This window comes from Rhodoferax sp. RT5P35, assembly GCF_056521385.1.
Genome location: NZ_JBWMAX010000006.1, coordinates 135675 through 150572, shown reverse-complemented (window position 1 = coordinate 150572; position 14898 = coordinate 135675). Strand labels below are relative to the sequence as shown.

Sequence of the window (14898 nt, the reverse complement as noted above, 5' to 3'; positions counted from 1 at the left end):
TTAAGAAAATTGGCGGATGTCTACAAAATGGCCGTGCACGGCGGCGGCGGCGGCCATGGCGGGGCTGACCAGGTGGGTGCGGCCACCGGCTCCTTGGCGGCCTTCGAAATTGCGGTTGCTGGTAGAGGCGCAGCGCTCGCCAGGCTCCAGCTTGTCGGAATTCATGGCCAGGCACATCGAGCAGCCGGGTTCGCGCCACTCAAAACCGGCGGCGATGAAAATCTTGTCCAGGCCTTCGCGCTCGGCCTGTTCCTTGACCAGACCGGAGCCGGGCACCACCAACGCCAGCTTGATGTTCTTAGCGATTTTTTGGCCCAGGTTTTTGACCACGGCGGCGGCTTCACGCATGTCTTCGATGCGGCTGTTGGTGCAGGAGCCGATGAACACTTTGTCTACGAAGATATCGTTCAGCGCCTTGCCGGGTGCTAAGTTCATGTAGGTCAGCGCGCGTTCGATGGCCAGGCGCTTGTTGCTGTCTTTTTCTTTCTCGGGATCGGGCACGCGGCCGTCGATGCCCAGCACCATCTCGGGCGAGGTGCCCCAGGTGACTTGCGGAATGAGCTGGCTGGCATCGAGATCGACCACCGCGTCGAAATGCGCGCCGGGGTCGCTGTGCAGCGTGCGCCAGTAGGCCGCAGCGGCATCGAACTCGGCTCCCTTGGGCGCCAACAGGCGGCCCTTGACGTAATGCACGGTTTTTTCGTCCACCGCCACCAGGCCGGCGCGGGCACCGGCTTCGATGGCCATGTTGCAGACCGTCATGCGGCCTTCCATGCTCAGGGCACGGATGGCCGAGCCACCGAACTCGATGGTGTAGCCGGTGCCGCCCGCGGTACCGATCTTGCCGATGATGGCCAGCACGATGTCCTTACCGCTGCAGCCTTTGGGCAGGGTGCCTTCCACCCGCACCAGCATGTTCTTGGCCTTTTTGGCCAGCAGGGTTTGCGTGGCCATGACGTGCTCGACTTCGCTGGTGCCGATGCCGTGCGCCAGCGCGCCAAACGCGCCGTGGGTGGAGGTGTGCGAGTCGCCGCAGACTACGGTCATGCCGGGTAGGGTGGCACCGTTTTCTGGGCCAATGACGTGGACGATGCCCTGGCGTTTGGACAAGAACGGAAAGTACGCCGCCGCGCCGGATTCCTTGATGTTCGCGTCCAGCGTGGTGATCTGCTCTTTACTCACCTGGTCGGTAATGCCGTCGTAGCCCAGTTCCCAGCCGGTGGTGGGCGTGTTGTGGTCGGCGGTGGCGACGATGGAGCTGATGCGCCAGACCTTGCGGCCCGCCTGGCGCAAGCCTTCAAAGGCCTGCGGGCTGGTGACTTCGTGGACCAGGTGGCGGTCGATATAGAGGATGGCAGTGCCGTCTTCTTCGGAGTGGACGACGTGTTCGTCCCAGATTTTGTCGTACAGGGTGCGTGCCATTTTTACTTCTTTCGTGGGATTCAATTTTATGCTTCTGGGCGGGCGCTAAGGTGGTCTAGCAGCAGCCGGGCGGTGATGGGCAGGGTCGAGAAATCGCGGGCCACCAGCCCGATCTGGCGGGTGGCCCATGGGTCTGATAGCGGAACGGCTCTGAGCTGGCCACTGCTGTGCAGCAGCTCGAAGGCCCGCTGCGGCATCACGCCGATGCCCAGGCCGTTGGCGATCATGCGGCACATGGCATCCAGCCCGGCCACGTGGATGCGCAGTTTGATGCTGCGGCCCTGGGCGGCGGCGGCCTGGTGCATGGCCTGGTAGATCGAACTATTGGCCTGCAGGCCGACCTGGTCGAAATCCAGGGTTTCATCAAAATGAATAGCTGCTTGTGCAGACAGAACGTGCGCTACCGGCACAATCAATACCAAATTGTCTTGCCGGTACGGCAGGGTTTGCAGGCTGCCCACGCCCCCGGCGGTGTTGCAGATGCCCAGATCGGCCGCGCCTTCTTGCACTGCGCGGACGACTTCGGAGCTGAGATGTTCTTCCAGGTCGATCTTGACCTGCGGGTGTTCGCGGCAAAACGCACCCAAGTCTTCGGGCAAAAACTGCACCACGGCGGAAATGCTAGCGTGGATGCGCACGTGGCCGCGCACGCCAAAGGCGTATTCGCTGAGCTCGCCCTGCATTTTTTCCAGGCTGTAGAGCATGCTGCGCGCGTGGTGCAGCAGGCTTTCGCCCGCCGGCGTCAAGTCCACGCCGCGGGTGTGGCGCACCAGCAGCGGAGTGCCCAGGGTAGCTTCCAGGTCGCTGATGCGCTTGCTGACGGCGCTGGCCGCAATGAACTCGCGCTCCGCCGCACGGCCAATGCTCCCCAGCTCGCACACGGCTACAAAGAGCTGGAGCGAGGTCAGGTCCATGCGGCGGGCGAAGTTGCGTTCGGTGGGTTGCATCGGGGTGGGCATCGCGGTGTGCGATGGATAGTTATTTTCCCGCCTTTAGAGGGTCTGTGTCGTCTTGATTCGCGATGACTGTCATCGCCCACGTGTGCGCATGAATTTATATGTTTTAGGACTTTAGCGCAAATACTGCCTACGCTAGCAGCTATTGAATTAATAGCATTTGCGTGCGGACATGCAAAAACCCGCCGACATGGCTGTCCGGCGGGTTTTGGGGGAAGCGGTCTAGCGAATTAGATCAGCGTGTGGCTCAACGCGTAGCGATAGGCAACACGTCGCGCTTCTCCGAGCCGGTGAAAAGCTGGCGTGGGCGGCCGATCTTGTACTCGGGGTCGCCAATCATTTCGTTCAACTGGGCGATCCAGCCGGAGGTGCGGGCCAGGGCGAACACGGCAGTGAACAGCGGTGTGGGGATGCCGATGGCGCGCTGCACGATGCCGGAGTAAAAATCGACGTTGGGGTAGAGCTTGCGCGAGACGAAGTAGTCGTCTTCCAGGGCAATCTTTTCCAGCGCCATGGCCAGCTTGAACAGCGGGTCGTTCTCTAAGCCCAGCTCGGCCAGCACTTCCTTGCAGGTCTCTTGCATGAGCTTGGCGCGCGGGTCGTAGTTTTTGTACACGCGGTGGCCAAAACCCATCAGCTTCACGCCGGAGTTCTTGTCCTTGACCTTTTCCATGAACTCGCCGACCTTGGACACGCCGCCCATCTTCTGGATGTCGGTCAGCATGTTCAGGCAGGCTTCGTTGGCGCCGCCATGGGCAGGGCCCCACAGGCAGGCCACACCGGCGGCAATGGCCGCAAACGGGTTGGTGCCGGACGAGCCGCACAGCCGCACGGTGGAGGTGGAGGCGTTTTGCTCGTGGTCGGCGTGCAGGATGAAGATGCGGTCCAGGGCGCGTTCCAGCACCGGGCTGACCACATATTCTTCGCACGGCGTGGCGAACATCATGTGCAAGAAGTTGCCTGCGTAGCTCAGGTTGTTCTTGGGGTACATGTACGGCTGGCCGATGGTGTACTTGTAGGCCATGGCCACCAGCGTGGGCATCTTGGCGATCAGGCGGATCGCGGAAATCTCGCGGTGCGCCGGGTTGGTGATGTCGGTGCTGTCATGGTAGAAGGCCGACAGCGCACCCACCAGGCCGGTCATGATGGCCATGGGGTGGGCATCACGGCGGAAACCGCGCAGGAAGAACTGCATCTGCTCGTTGACCATGGTGTGGTTGGTCACGAGCTTGGTGAAGTCGGTTTTTTGGGTCGCGTTGGGCAGCTCACCGTACAGCAGCAGGTGGCAGGTTTCCATGAAGTCGCAGCCGGTGGCCAGTTGCTCGATGGGGTAACCGCGGTACAGCAGTTCCCCCTTGTCGCCGTCGATGTAGGTGATGGCGGACTGGCACGACGCGGTGGACAAAAAGCCCGGGTCGTAGGTGAACATGCCGGTTTGGGCGTAGAGCTTGCGGATGTCCACGACATCCGGGCCCACATTGCCCGAGTACACGGGGAGATCCACACTCGGGCTGCCGTTACTAAACGACAGAGTGGCTTTGTTATCTGCTAACTTCATTTCATTGCCCTTTCAGCGGTTTCTCAACATACTCAAAACTTCGTGCACGTCACTGCGGTCCAGCGCGGGTTCGACATCGGCAAGCGGTTTCCGTGCCAAGTGTAGGTCCAGCAAATCGTTGTCACTCAAATCCATTAGATCCAACATGGCTTGCCCCTGGCTGACAGTCAGCGTGTCGGCAAACTTTTGAAAGAAGCGTTCGATGTACAAGTCGTTTTCCAGCAAACCGCGGCGGCAGCGCCAGCGCAGTTTGCTCAGAGCCCGCTCGCCGAGCAAGTCCGAACCGGCAGCAGCGACAAGAGCAGCCGTTGCGGTAGAGGGGGAAAGTGGCTGCACCAACAGCCCTTAGATGGCGCGACGCACCATCAGCTCTTTGATCTTGCCGATAGCCTTGGTGGGGTTCAGGCCCTTGGGACACACGTCCACGCAGTTCATGATGGTATGGCAGCGGAACAGGCGGTACGGGTCTTCCAGATTGTCCAGGCGGGCAGCGGTGCTGTCGTCGCGGCTGTCGGCAATAAAGCGGTAGGCCTGCAACAGACCGGCGGGGCCGACAAACTTGTCCGGGTTCCACCAGAAGCTGGGGCAGCTGGTGGAGCAGCTAGCGCACAGAATGCATTCGTACAGGCCGTTCAACTCGTCGCGCTCTTCGGGGCTTTGCAGGCGTTCACGCTCGGGCGGCAGGCTCTCGTTCACCAGGTAGGGCTTGATCGAGTTGTACTGCTTGAAGAAGTCGGTCATGTCCACGATCAGATCGCGGATCACCGGCAGGCCCGGCAGCGGCTTGAGCACGATGGTGCCCGGCAGCGTAAGCATATTGGTGAGGCAAGCCAAACCGTTCTTGCCGTTGATGTTCATCGCATCCGAGCCGCACACGCCTTCGCGGCAGGAGCGGCGGAACGACAGGGTGGGGTCTTGGGCTTTGAGCTTGATCAGCGCGTCCAGCAACATACGCTCATGGCCGTCGAGTTCGATCTCGATGGTCTGCATGTACGGCTTGGCATCGGTGTCCGGGTCGTAGCGGTAGATCTGGAAGGTGCGTTTGGTCATTTTGGGTTCCTAATCGTGCAGTAGCTGGTTTAAAACGTACGCACTTTGGGTGGAATGCTGTCTACCGTCAGGGGTTTGAGGTTAACGGGCTTGTAGCTCAGGCGGTTCTCGTCGCTGTACCACAGGGTGTGTTTCATCCACTCCTTGTCGTTGCGGCCCAGCGGGAATTGGTCGTGGTCGGCCGGGTGTTCGTAGTCGTACACGGTGTGGGCACCGCGGCATTCGCGGCGGGCCGCAGCCGAGACCATGGTGGCCTGGGCCACTTCGATCAGGTTGTCCACTTCCAGGGCTTCAATTCGGGCGGTATTGAAGATCTTGGACTTGTCTTTCAGCGTGATGCTGGCCACACGTTTGCGGATGGCGGCGATTTTTTCCACGCCTTCGTCCATGCTGGCCTGGGTGCGGAACACACCGGCATGCAATTGCATGGTGGTGCGGATTTCAGCGGCCACGTCTTGGCAGTAGCTGCCTTCGGCAGAGCTTTCCAACTGGTTCAGGCGCTCCAAAGTGCGGTCGGCTGCGTCGGCAGGCAGGGGTTTGTGCTCTTTGTTCTTCTGGTTGAATTCGACGATGTGGCGGCCCGCGGCTTTGCCGAATACCAGCAAATCCAGCAACGAGTTGGTGCCCAGGCGGTTCGCGCCGTGCACGCTGACGCAGGCGCATTCGCCTACCGCGTACAGGCCGTTGACCACTGAATTGTTGACATCGCCCTTTTGTTCGACCACCTGGCCGTGGATGTTGGTTGGCACGCCACCCATTTGGTAATGGATGGTAGGTACCACGGGGATAGGCTCTTTGGTGATGTCAACGTTGGCGAAGTTCACGCCGATCTCATACACCGAAGGCAGGCGCTTGTGGATGGTGTCGGCACCCAGGTGGTCCAGCTTCAACAGGATGTAGTCCTTGTTGGGACCACAGCCACGGCCTTCCTTGATTTCCTGGTCCATGCAGCGTGACACGAAATCGCGCGGGGCCAGGTCTTTCATGGTGGGCGCATAGCGCTCCATGAAGCGCTCGCCATTGCTGTTGAGCAAAATCGCGCCTTCGCCGCGGCAGCCTTCGGTCAGTAGCACGCCTGCACCGGCCACGCCGGTGGGGTGGAACTGCCAGAACTCCATGTCTTGCAGGGCGATGCCGGCACGCGCTGCCATGCCCAGGCCGTCGCCGGTGTTGATGTAGGCATTGGTCGATGCGTCAAAGATACGGCCTGCGCCACCGGTGGCCAGCAGCACGGTCTTGGCTTGCAGGATGTGCAGGTCGCCGGTTTCCATTTCCAGCGCGGTCACGCCGACCACATCGCCTGCCTCGTCGCGGATCAGGTCCAGTGCCATCCATTCGACGAAGAAGTTGGTCTTGGCCTTGACGTTTTGCTGGTACAGGGTGTGCAGCATGGCGTGGCCGGTACGGTCGGCAGCGGCGCAAGCGCGTTGCACCGGCTTTTCGCCGTAGTTGGCGGTGTGGCCACCGAAGGGGCGCTGGTAGATCGTGCCGTCGGGGTTGCGGTCAAACGGCATGCCGAAGTGTTCCAGTTCGTAGACCACCTTGGGGGCTTCGCGGCACATGAACTCAATGGCATCTTGGTCGCCGAGCCAGTCGGAGCCCTTGATGGTGTCGTAGAAATGGTAGTGCCAGTTGTCTTCGCTCATGTTGCCCAGCGAGGCGCTTACGCCGCCCTGTGCTGCCACGGTGTGGCTGCGGGTGGGGAACACTTTGGACAGCGAGGCCACGTTCAGGCCGGCTTTGGAAAGTTCGAGTGCGGCGCGCATGCCCGAGCCACCGGCTCCGACGATCACGACATCAAATTTACGCTTGGAAATGTGGGCTTTGGTATAGGTCATTTTTATGTTGCTTTTGTCGAATGTGCTTTAGAGGCGCCAGAGGACCTGGATGGCCCAGCCAGCGCAGCCGATCAGCCAAACCATCGTGAAAATTTGGAGCAGTAGACGCAGCCAGACCATGGATGTCACGTAGTCCATCCAGATATCGCGCATGCCCACCCAAACGTGGTACAGCAAGGCGATGATGACCGAGAAGGTGACGATCTTCATCCACTGCGCGGCAAAGATGCCTGCCCACAGGTCGTAGCCGATGGGTCCTTTGGAAAGCAGCAGCTGCGCCAGCACCACTACCGTGAACAAGGCCATGATGCCTGCGGTGACGCGCTGCGCCAACCAGTCGCGCAAGCCGTAATGTGCGCCGACGACGACGCGCTTGGATCCGTAATTAACCGACATTTTGAATTGCTCCGAGGGAATTTAGTACAGGCCGAACAGCTTGGCTGCCAGCACGATGGTCAGGCCGATGCTGAGTGCCAAGGTGAATTTGGCCGACGAGGCACCGAATTCTTTGGTCACCGCGTCGTGGCTGGTGTCCATCCACAAGTGGCGCAGGCCGGCAATAAAGTGGTGCAAGTAAGCCCAAATCAGTGCCAATGCGACCAGTTTGAAGAAGAAGCCAGGCACAAAACCGGCGCCTTGGTTGAACACATGTTTGAATTTGGCAAACGAGATTTCGCTGGAGACCGAGGTGTCGAACATCCAGATGATGAAGGGCATCAGCAAAAACATGATGAAACCACTGATGCGGTGCAGGATAGACACCCAGGCCGCCGGGGCCATGCGGTAGGTGGGCAGGTCTTTCAACGCATGGATGTTGCGAAATTCGGGCCGTTTGGGGCGGGCGGTGGAGGCAATCTCTGTCATGGGTTCGCTTTCGTGGTGTGTAACTGCGTTGTAATTTTTAAGAATTCTGCTTGCAAAATTCTATTGCAATGCAGCATAAGGGAATAAGTCACGGCAATATTGGCCCCGACTCTGGTTCAACTAAGTTCGTTGTGGTAGTGGTGCGTCAGGGTGGTGTAGAGGCCGCGGCGCAGTTCCATAGGGACATCGTTGTAGGTGTAGGCCACGCGCTCCACGCTCAACAGCGGGGCGGTGGCTGCCACCTTGAGCAGGCGGGCCTGCTCGGCATCGGGGTGCACAGCGCGGATTTTTTCATCGGCCCGCACCATGTGCACGTTGAATTCGGTTTCAAACAAGGCATACATCGCGCCCTGGTAGCCCGCCAGTCGCTCGGCCGTCAGGCCTTTGAAGGGGCCACCGGGCAGCCACAGATCTTCCAGAATGGTGGGTACAAACAAGCCATTGTCCTGGAATGACAGCACCCGGCGCACCTGCAGCACCGCGTCGCCGGGCCGCAAAGCCAGGGCGCGGGCCACATCGGCACTGGCACGCTGGCGCTTGCAGTCGATGATGTCGCGCTGGGCCGGGCCTTCGTCGGTGGCGTTGCCCACATCGGGTTTGAGCTTCAAAAACCGGTAGGGCATGTGCTGTGCTGCGTGGGTAGCCACAAAAGTGCCCTTGCCCTGGCGGCGCACCAGCAGATTGTCAGCGGCCAGCGCGTCAATCGCCTTGCGCACCGTGCCCTGGCTGACGCGAAAGCGCACTGCCAGGTCCATTTCACTGGGAATGGCTTCGCTGGGCTTCCATTCACCCGCTTGCAGGCTCTGCAGGATCAGCCCCTTGATCTGCTGGTATAGCGGGCTGAAGGCCGGGGTGGTCGATGCAGCGGCCGCACCGGACTCGGTAGTGGCGGGCAAAGAATCAGCAGTGGAGTCAGCAGAGGAGGGGGCAATGTGGGCCATGGGCAAGCAGGGTGGATGGCATAAAAACTACATCTTGAAACCTCTTGGATCATATCTTATATAAGACATAAGACAAATTGGCGCATGCGGGTTTTCGAGAGTAAACTCTGCGCTGATTTCCAGTGCTCAGGCCCAGGCTTGGCACATGTCAACCTCCTTTTTCACAACTTTCTGGAGTTTTCCCCCATGAGCAAGAAGCCTGTTCGCGTTGCTGTTACCGGTGCCGCTGGTCAAATTGGTTACGCCATTCTGTTCCGTATCGCCTCCGGCGAAATGCTGGGCAAAGACCAGCCGGTGATTCTGCAATTGCTCGAAGTGCCGATGGAAAAGCCCCAGCAAGCCCTGCAGGGCGTGATGATGGAATTGCAAGACTGTGCCTTCCCGCTGCTGGTCGGCATGGAAGCCCACGGCGACCCGATGACCGCCTTTAAAGATGTGGACTACGCGCTGCTGATCGGTTCGCGCCCCCGTGGCCCGGGCATGGAACGCGCCGAACTGCTGGCCGTGAATGCCGAGATTTTCACCGCCCAAGGCAAGGCCCTGAACGCCGTGGCCAGCCGCAATGTCAAGGTGCTGGTGGTCGGCAACCCCGCCAACACCAATGCCTACATTGCCATGAAGAGCGCGCCCGACCTGCCACGCAAGAACTTCACCGCCATGCTGCGTCTGGACCATAACCGCGCACTGAGCCAGGTGGCTGCCAAGACCGGCAAGGCTGTGGCCGATATTGAAAAGCTCACCGTCTGGGGCAACCACTCGCCCACCATGTATGCCGACTACCGTTTCGCCACCATCCACGGCGAGAGCGTCAAGTCCATGATCAACGACCAGGAATGGAACGCCAACACCTTCCTGCCCACGGTGGGCAAGCGCGGCGCAGCCATCATCGCGGCACGCGGTGTGTCGTCGGCCGCCTCGGCCGCAAATGCCGCCATCGACCACATGCGCGATTGGGCCCTGGGCACCAATGGCAAGTGGGTCACCATGGGTATCCCGTCGGACGGCCAGTACGGCATTCCCAAGGACACCATGTTCGGCTTTGCCGTAACCTGCGAAGGCGGCGAATACAAGGTGGTGGAAGGCCTGGAAGTGGATGCATTTAGCCAGGAGCGCATCAACATCACGCTGAAAGAGCTGCAAGACGAGCAAGCCGGCGTAGCCCACCTGCTCTAAATGATGTCGGCCTCCCGGTTTGCCACTGCCCCGGCATCGAGGGTGGTCGATGACTCAGGTGCTACGCCACCCCCCCAGGGGGAGGCTGTGCCAGCCTTGGGGCGGCTCGGCGGCGGCACCACCATGCAGCATCCCCGCCAAGTTCTGCTGGGTGCCCAGGCTGCGCAGTGTTTCCTGCCGGTCTGTGACCACTACAGCGGTGTGGAAGCGCGGATGCGCAAAAGCCTGCAATTGCAGGCCGAGATGACTGAAGAATTCGGGGCCTGCGTGTTCGACGTGACCCTAGACTGTGAAGACGGTGCGCCCGTCGGCGGCGAGGCCGAGCACGCCGCCATGGTGGTGGCGTTGGCGCTGGCCTCCGCCCCCGAAGCGCGTGTTGCGGTGCGGGTCCACGCGATAGACCACCCGGCTTTTGAGCAGGACATGGCCGCCATCGCCGCCCAGGCGGGCCACCGGCTGACCCACATCATGGTGCCCAAGATCGAATCGGTGCGCGACATCATTCAGGTCGAAAAAGCACTCCAGCGCGCGTCTGCTCTGCATCTGCCGCTACATGTTTTGATTGAGTCGCCCGCCGCCGTTCAGCGCGCTTTTGAAATTGCCGCCCAGCCACGGGTGCAGTCCCTGAGCTTTGGGCTAATGGATTTTGTGTCCAGTCACGGCGGGGCCATCCCGGGCGATGCCATGGGCGTTACCGGCCAATTTACCCACCCTCTGGTGGTGCGCGCCAAGCTGGAGATTGCCTCAGCATGCCATGCCCACGGCAAGGTGCCTTCCCACTGCGTGGTGACCGAATTTGCCGACACCCAGGCCTTGCAGGCCGCTGCCGAATGTGCGGCCCGCACGCTGGGTTTCACCCGCATGTGGAGCATCCACCCCGGCCAGATTCGGCCCATTCTGGCTGCGTTTACGCCGGGCGAGGCCGAGGTCGAAACCGCCGCCCGCATCATTGCCGCCGCAGTAGTCGCCCAGTGGGCCCCGATTTCTTTTGCGGGCCAGCTGCACGACCGTGCCAGCTACCGTTATTTTTGGCAGGTGCTTGAGCGTGCCCACCAGACCGGGCGTGCCTTGCCGCCCGAGATGGCGGTGTATTTCAAGCTACCGGCCCTCACTCTTACCCCTGAAACTGTATGAAACTGATCCTCTCTGCCGCCCTGTTGGCTGTGGCCCCCGCTTTGGTGTGGGCCCAAGACGTACCCAAAAAACCGCTCAAGGCCACGGCCAAAGCTGCCCCCAAGTCGACCAGCAGCCGCGTTCAGCTCAAAAGTGCCGCCAAAAATGTGGCCGCAGGTATTGAAGCCGCCGAAGCTGCCCTGACCCCCGCCGAAATGGCGATTGGCGAGCGCGTGCAAGTCGGCACCGTGCCCTGTGAGCTGGGCACCACCGTCACGCTGGTGGCCGATGCCAAATACCCCGGCTACTTCAACGTACAGGTCAAAAACCTCAAGTACCGCATGTTCCCGGTGGAGACCAGCACCGGTGCCATCCGCCTGGAAGACCAGAAAGCCGGGGCCGTGTGGCTGCAGCTGGGCAATAAGTCCATGCTGATGAACCAAAAGCTGGGCCAGCGCCTGGCCGACGATTGCATGAGCCCGCAGCAGGTTGCCGTGGCCGAGTCCTTGAAGCTGAATCCGGCACAAAGCGTGCTTAACGCCCCTGCTCCGCTGCCTGCGCAGGCAGTATCTCAGCCTGAGCCGCAAGCCGTACCGCAGCCCGAAGTTGCCGCCAAATAAAAAAACCTTCCGTCTGCCCCCACGATTATTTGAACCAGGAGAAAACCATGTTGCAAGCCTATGCCGCCCATGCTGCTGAGCGCGCCGTCCTCGGCATTCCGCCGCTGCCCCTGTCTGCCAAGCAGACGGCTGAGCTGATCGAGCTGCTGAAGAACCCGCCCGCAGGCGAAGAAGCCAACCTGCTCAATCTGATCACCCACCGCATTCCCGCCGGTGTGGACGATGCCGCCAAGGTCAAAGCCAGCTACCTGGCCGCCGTGGCCCACGGCACCGAAAAATGCCCGCTGTTGGCGCGTGAAAAAGCCACCGAACTGCTGGGCACCATGCTGGGCGGCTACAACATCAGCCCGATGATCGACCTGCTGGACGACGCATCCGCCACCGTGGCCGAGGCCGCTGCTGCCGGTTTGAAGAAAACCCTGTTGATGTTTGACCAGTTCCATGACGTGCAGGAAAAAGCCGAAAAGGGCAACAGCTACGCCAAAGCGGTGCTGCAAAGCTGGGCCGATGCCGAATGGTTCACCAGCCGCCCCGAAGTGCCCAAGAGCATCACCGTCAGCATCTTCAAGGTGGCCGGTGAAATCAACACCGACGACCTGTCGCCCGCGCCCGATGCCTGGAGCCGCCCCGACATTCCGCTGCACGCCCTGGCCATGCACAAAAATGCCCGTCCTGGCATCGTCCCGGAAGACGATGGCAAACGCGGCCCCATCAAGTTCCTGGAAGACCTGCGCGCCGAGGGCAACCTGGTGGCCTATGTGGGCGACGTGGTCGGCACCGGCTCCAGTCGCAAGTCGGCCACCAACTCGGTGCTGTGGTTCACCGGCGAAGACATTCCGTTCGTGCCGAACAAGCGCTTCGGCGGTGTCTGCCTGGGCTCCAAGATCGCTCCGATTTTCTACAACACCATGGAAGATTCGGGCGCACTGCCGATCGAACTCGACGTGAGCCAGATGGCCATGGGCGACGTGGTGGAACTGCTGCCGTACGAAGGCAAAGCGCTGAAAGACGGCAAAGTCATCGCCGAATTCACACTCAAGAGCGAAGTGCTGTTCGACGAAGTGCGCGCCGGTGGCCGTATTCCCTTGATTATTGGCCGTGGCCTGACCGCCAAGGCGCGGGAAGCGCTGGGCCTGCCTGTGTCAACCCTGTTCCGCCTGCCACAAAACCCGGTGGACACCAAGAAGGGCTTCACCCTGGCGCAAAAGATGGTCGGCCGTGCTTGCGGCTTGCCTGCGGGCCAGGGCGTGCGTCCTGGCACCTACTGCGAACCCAAGATGACCTCGGTTGGCTCGCAAGACACCACCGGCCCCATGACCCGTGATGAGCTGAAAGACCTGGCCTGCCTGGGCTTCAGCGCCGACCTGGTAATGCAGTCCTTCTGCCATACGGCGGCTTACCCCAAGCCGGTGGACGTGAAGATGCACCACGAGCTGCCCGACTTCATGAGCACCCGTGGCGGCGTGCCCCTGCGCCCCGGTGACGGCATCATCCACAGCTGGCTGAACCGCATGCTGCTGCCCGACACTGTGGGCACCGGCGGCGACAGCCACACCCGTTTCCCCATCGGTATCAGCTTCCCCGCCGGTTCCGGTCTGGTCGCCTTTGGTGCCGCTACGGGCGTGATGCCTTTGGACATGCCCGAGAGCGTGCTGGTGCGTTTCAAGGGCGAAATGCAGCCTGGCATCACCCTGCGGGATTTGGTGAACGCGATTCCTCTGTACGCCATCAAGGCGGGTCTGCTGACCGTGGCCAAGCAAGGCAAGATCAACATCTTCTCTGGTCGCATCCTGGAAATCGAAGGCCTGCCGAACCTGAAGGTCGAGCAAGCATTTGAGTTGAGCGATGCGTCGGCCGAGCGTTCCGCGGGCGGCTGCACCGTGCACCTGAACAAGGAACCGATCATCGAGTACATCAACAGCAACATCACCATGCTGAAGTGGATGATCGCCACCGGTTATTCAGATGTGCGCACCATCAACCGCCGCATCAAGGCGATGGAAGCCTGGCTGGCCAACCCCGAGCTGATGCACGGCGATGCCGATGCCGAATACGCAGCCGTGATCGAAATCGACCTGGCCGACATCCACGAGCCTATCGTGGCCTGCCCGAACGATCCGGACGACGTGAAGACCCTGGCCGAAGTCGAAGGCAGCAAGATCGATGAAGTGTTCATCGGCTCCTGCATGACCAACATCGGCCACTTCCGTGCCGCCTCCAAGCTGCTGGAAAACAAGCGCGACATCCCTGTCAAGCTGTGGATGGCACCGCCCACCAAGATGGATGCCAAGCAACTCAGCGAAGAAGGCCATTACGGTGTGCTGGGCAGCGCCGGTGCGCGCATGGAAATGCCGGGCTGCAGCCTGTGCATGGGCAACCAGGCGCAGGTGAAAGAGGGCGCTACCGTGTTCTCTACCTCCACCCGCAACTTCCCGAACCGCCTTGGCAAGAACAGCAATGTGTATTTGGGGTCGGCTGAGCTGGCCGCCATCTGCTCCAAGCTGGGCCGCATCCCCACCAAGGCCGAATACATGGCCGACATGGGCGTGCTCACCAAAGACAGCGAGAAGATCTACCAGTACCTGAACTTCGACAAGGTGAAGGATTACACCGACCTGGCCGACACAGTGAAAGACACCGCCGCCGTCTAAACGACGGACCCCGGGGATACCGGAGGGTTTGCGTCTTCTGGTGGGAATGCAACGGCCTGCCGCTATGGTTAAGATAGCGGCAGGCCGTTGCTGTTAGTGCCATTGCATTTACACCTTCGGCGGGGATGGCGCGGGACTTCTGCGCACCGGTCGGGTGGCAGCACCCCCAAACATCAATTCGTGTGCCACCATTAACGTGGTGCCAGTGCCTGCAAGGCCTGGGCCACTTGCTGCGCCTGCATGGGCCGCACCAGCCGCGCCACTTCATGCCCATCTTGCAAAAACACCAGCGTCGGCCACAGCTTGATACCAAATGAGCGGCCCAGCGGGCGGCCTCGGCCATCGGCGATCTTGAGGTGCCGCACATCGGGCCGGGTGGCGAGTGCCAGGTCGATGGCAGGCCGGGCGGCTTTGCAGATGCCGCAATAGTCGTCGCCAAACTCCAGCACCAGGGGGCCGGAGCGGGTTTCGATGTCGGCGCGGGTTGGGGCTTCCTGGCTGTAAGTTGGGCGCATAGTGTCCTTTCGGGTTGCGGTGAGATTCAGGCTGCCAGTGTAGGAGTCGGCGCTTCGGAAACCGGGCCTGCAGCGGGTACAGCGCGGGGCGGCGGCCACGCAGCCAGCGCTGGCCCACCGGCACTGCGGCAGCGAATCCGGTGGTCGCGCGCTTTGTCGACGTGGTACAAGCGGAAATTTATAAAAAATAAGCCGCT

At 61.1% G+C, this 14898-nt stretch carries 14 protein-coding genes; 4 read left to right on the top strand and 10 right to left on the bottom strand.

Translation table 11 applies throughout. From position 1 onward, the window contains the following. The 9 genes from leuC to AC097L_RS11280 all read right to left on the bottom strand — a co-directional run bounded on the left by leuC (window position 1) and on the right by AC097L_RS11280 (window position 8629). Window positions 1-1422, bottom strand: a complete 1422-nt coding sequence (gene leuC, locus AC097L_RS11320) for a 3-isopropylmalate dehydratase large subunit (RefSeq protein WP_479586470.1) — start codon at window positions 1420-1422, stop codon at window positions 1-3. Between the two features lie 26 nt (window positions 1423-1448). After that, window positions 1449-2369: a LysR family transcriptional regulator gene (locus tag AC097L_RS11315; protein ID WP_479586713.1), complete on the bottom strand. Its 921-nt coding sequence runs from the start codon at window positions 2367-2369 to the stop codon at window positions 1449-1451. Between the two features lie 256 nt (window positions 2370-2625). Then, window positions 2626-3936 (bottom strand): citrate synthase, encoded by a 1311-nt coding sequence (gltA, locus tag AC097L_RS11310; RefSeq protein ID WP_479586469.1) that lies wholly within the window; start codon window positions 3934-3936, stop codon window positions 2626-2628. Between the two features lie 12 nt (window positions 3937-3948). Next, window positions 3949-4272, bottom strand: coding sequence for an FAD assembly factor SdhE (locus AC097L_RS11305; protein ID WP_479586468.1), 324 nt, complete (start codon window positions 4270-4272; stop codon window positions 3949-3951). Window positions 4273-4281: 9 nt separating this feature from the next. Then, window positions 4282-4986, bottom strand: coding sequence for a succinate dehydrogenase iron-sulfur subunit (locus AC097L_RS11300; RefSeq protein ID WP_348005694.1), 705 nt, complete (start codon window positions 4984-4986; stop codon window positions 4282-4284). A 29-nt stretch (window positions 4987-5015) separates the two neighbouring features. Further along, window positions 5016-6824, bottom strand: coding sequence for a succinate dehydrogenase flavoprotein subunit (sdhA, locus tag AC097L_RS11295; protein ID WP_479586467.1), 1809 nt, complete (start codon window positions 6822-6824; stop codon window positions 5016-5018). 27 nt (window positions 6825-6851) lie between these two features. Next, complete coding sequence (sdhD, locus tag AC097L_RS11290; protein ID WP_479586466.1) at window positions 6852-7220, bottom strand: succinate dehydrogenase, hydrophobic membrane anchor protein; 369 nt, start codon at window positions 7218-7220, stop codon at window positions 6852-6854. A gap of 21 nt (window positions 7221-7241) precedes the next feature. Continuing rightward, the gene (sdhC, locus tag AC097L_RS11285; protein WP_479586465.1) at window positions 7242-7688 is read right to left on the bottom strand and encodes a succinate dehydrogenase, cytochrome b556 subunit; all 447 of its coding nucleotides are present in this window, start codon (window positions 7686-7688) and stop codon (window positions 7242-7244) included. Window positions 7689-7804: 116 nt separating this feature from the next. Continuing rightward, on the bottom strand, window positions 7805-8629 hold the full coding sequence (locus AC097L_RS11280) for a GntR family transcriptional regulator (RefSeq protein WP_479586464.1): 825 nt from the start codon (window positions 8627-8629) through the stop codon (window positions 7805-7807). Between the two features lie 186 nt (window positions 8630-8815). Between AC097L_RS11280 and AC097L_RS11275 the strand changes: the two genes are divergently transcribed. The 4 genes from AC097L_RS11275 to acnB all read left to right on the top strand — a co-directional run bounded on the left by AC097L_RS11275 (window position 8816) and on the right by acnB (window position 14186). Then, a complete protein-coding gene (locus AC097L_RS11275) occupies window positions 8816-9802 on the top strand; it encodes a malate dehydrogenase (RefSeq protein ID WP_479586463.1) in 987 nt (328 codons plus the stop codon). Between the two features lie 123 nt (window positions 9803-9925). Next, window positions 9926-10936 carry an HpcH/HpaI aldolase/citrate lyase family protein gene (locus AC097L_RS11270; RefSeq protein WP_479586462.1) on the top strand — a complete coding sequence of 337 codons (1011 nt, stop codon included), beginning with the start codon at window positions 9926-9928 and terminating at the stop codon, window positions 10934-10936. Beyond that, a complete protein-coding gene (locus tag AC097L_RS11265) occupies window positions 10933-11535 on the top strand; it encodes a hypothetical protein (protein ID WP_479586461.1) in 603 nt (200 codons plus the stop codon). Before AC097L_RS11270 ends, AC097L_RS11265 begins: the two co-directional genes overlap by 4 nt. Before the next feature lie 47 nt (window positions 11536-11582). Continuing rightward, a complete protein-coding gene (acnB, locus tag AC097L_RS11260; protein ID WP_479586460.1) occupies window positions 11583-14186 on the top strand; it encodes a bifunctional aconitate hydratase 2/2-methylisocitrate dehydratase in 2604 nt (867 codons plus the stop codon). A gap of 191 nt (window positions 14187-14377) precedes the next feature. Here the strand turns inward: acnB and AC097L_RS11255 are convergent, their stop codons facing one another. After that, the gene (locus AC097L_RS11255) at window positions 14378-14701 is read right to left on the bottom strand and encodes a thioredoxin family protein (protein ID WP_479586459.1); all 324 of its coding nucleotides are present in this window, start codon (window positions 14699-14701) and stop codon (window positions 14378-14380) included. Window positions 14702-14898: the final 197 nt, after the last annotated feature.

What these genes read in the sequence shown, in the direction of transcription:
- AC097L_RS11255 (WP_479586459.1), bottom strand. Translation starts at nt 14,701, where the DNA reads ATGCGCCCAACTTACAGCCAGGAAGCCCCAACCCGCGCCGACATCGAA.
- AC097L_RS11300 (WP_348005694.1), bottom strand. Translation starts at nt 4,986, where the DNA reads ATGACCAAACGCACCTTCCAGATCTACCGCTACGACCCGGACACCGAT.
- leuC (WP_479586470.1), bottom strand. Translation starts at nt 1,422, where the DNA reads ATGGCACGCACCCTGTACGACAAAATCTGGGACGAACACGTCGTCCAC.
- gltA (WP_479586469.1), bottom strand. Translation starts at nt 3,936, where the DNA reads ATGAAGTTAGCAGATAACAAAGCCACTCTGTCGTTTAGTAACGGCAGC.
- AC097L_RS11275 (WP_479586463.1), top strand. Translation starts at nt 8,816, where the DNA reads ATGAGCAAGAAGCCTGTTCGCGTTGCTGTTACCGGTGCCGCTGGTCAA.
- sdhC (WP_479586465.1), bottom strand. Translation starts at nt 7,688, where the DNA reads ATGACAGAGATTGCCTCCACCGCCCGCCCCAAACGGCCCGAATTTCGC.
- AC097L_RS11270 (WP_479586462.1), top strand. Translation starts at nt 9,926, where the DNA reads ATGCAGCATCCCCGCCAAGTTCTGCTGGGTGCCCAGGCTGCGCAGTGT.
- sdhA (WP_479586467.1), bottom strand. Translation starts at nt 6,824, where the DNA reads ATGACCTATACCAAAGCCCACATTTCCAAGCGTAAATTTGATGTCGTG.
- AC097L_RS11265 (WP_479586461.1), top strand. Translation starts at nt 10,933, where the DNA reads ATGAAACTGATCCTCTCTGCCGCCCTGTTGGCTGTGGCCCCCGCTTTG.
- acnB (WP_479586460.1), top strand. Translation starts at nt 11,583, where the DNA reads ATGTTGCAAGCCTATGCCGCCCATGCTGCTGAGCGCGCCGTCCTCGGC.
- AC097L_RS11315 (WP_479586713.1), bottom strand. Translation starts at nt 2,369, where the DNA reads ATGCAACCCACCGAACGCAACTTCGCCCGCCGCATGGACCTGACCTCG.
- AC097L_RS11280 (WP_479586464.1), bottom strand. Translation starts at nt 8,629, where the DNA reads ATGGCCCACATTGCCCCCTCCTCTGCTGACTCCACTGCTGATTCTTTG.
- sdhD (WP_479586466.1), bottom strand. Translation starts at nt 7,220, where the DNA reads ATGTCGGTTAATTACGGATCCAAGCGCGTCGTCGTCGGCGCACATTAC.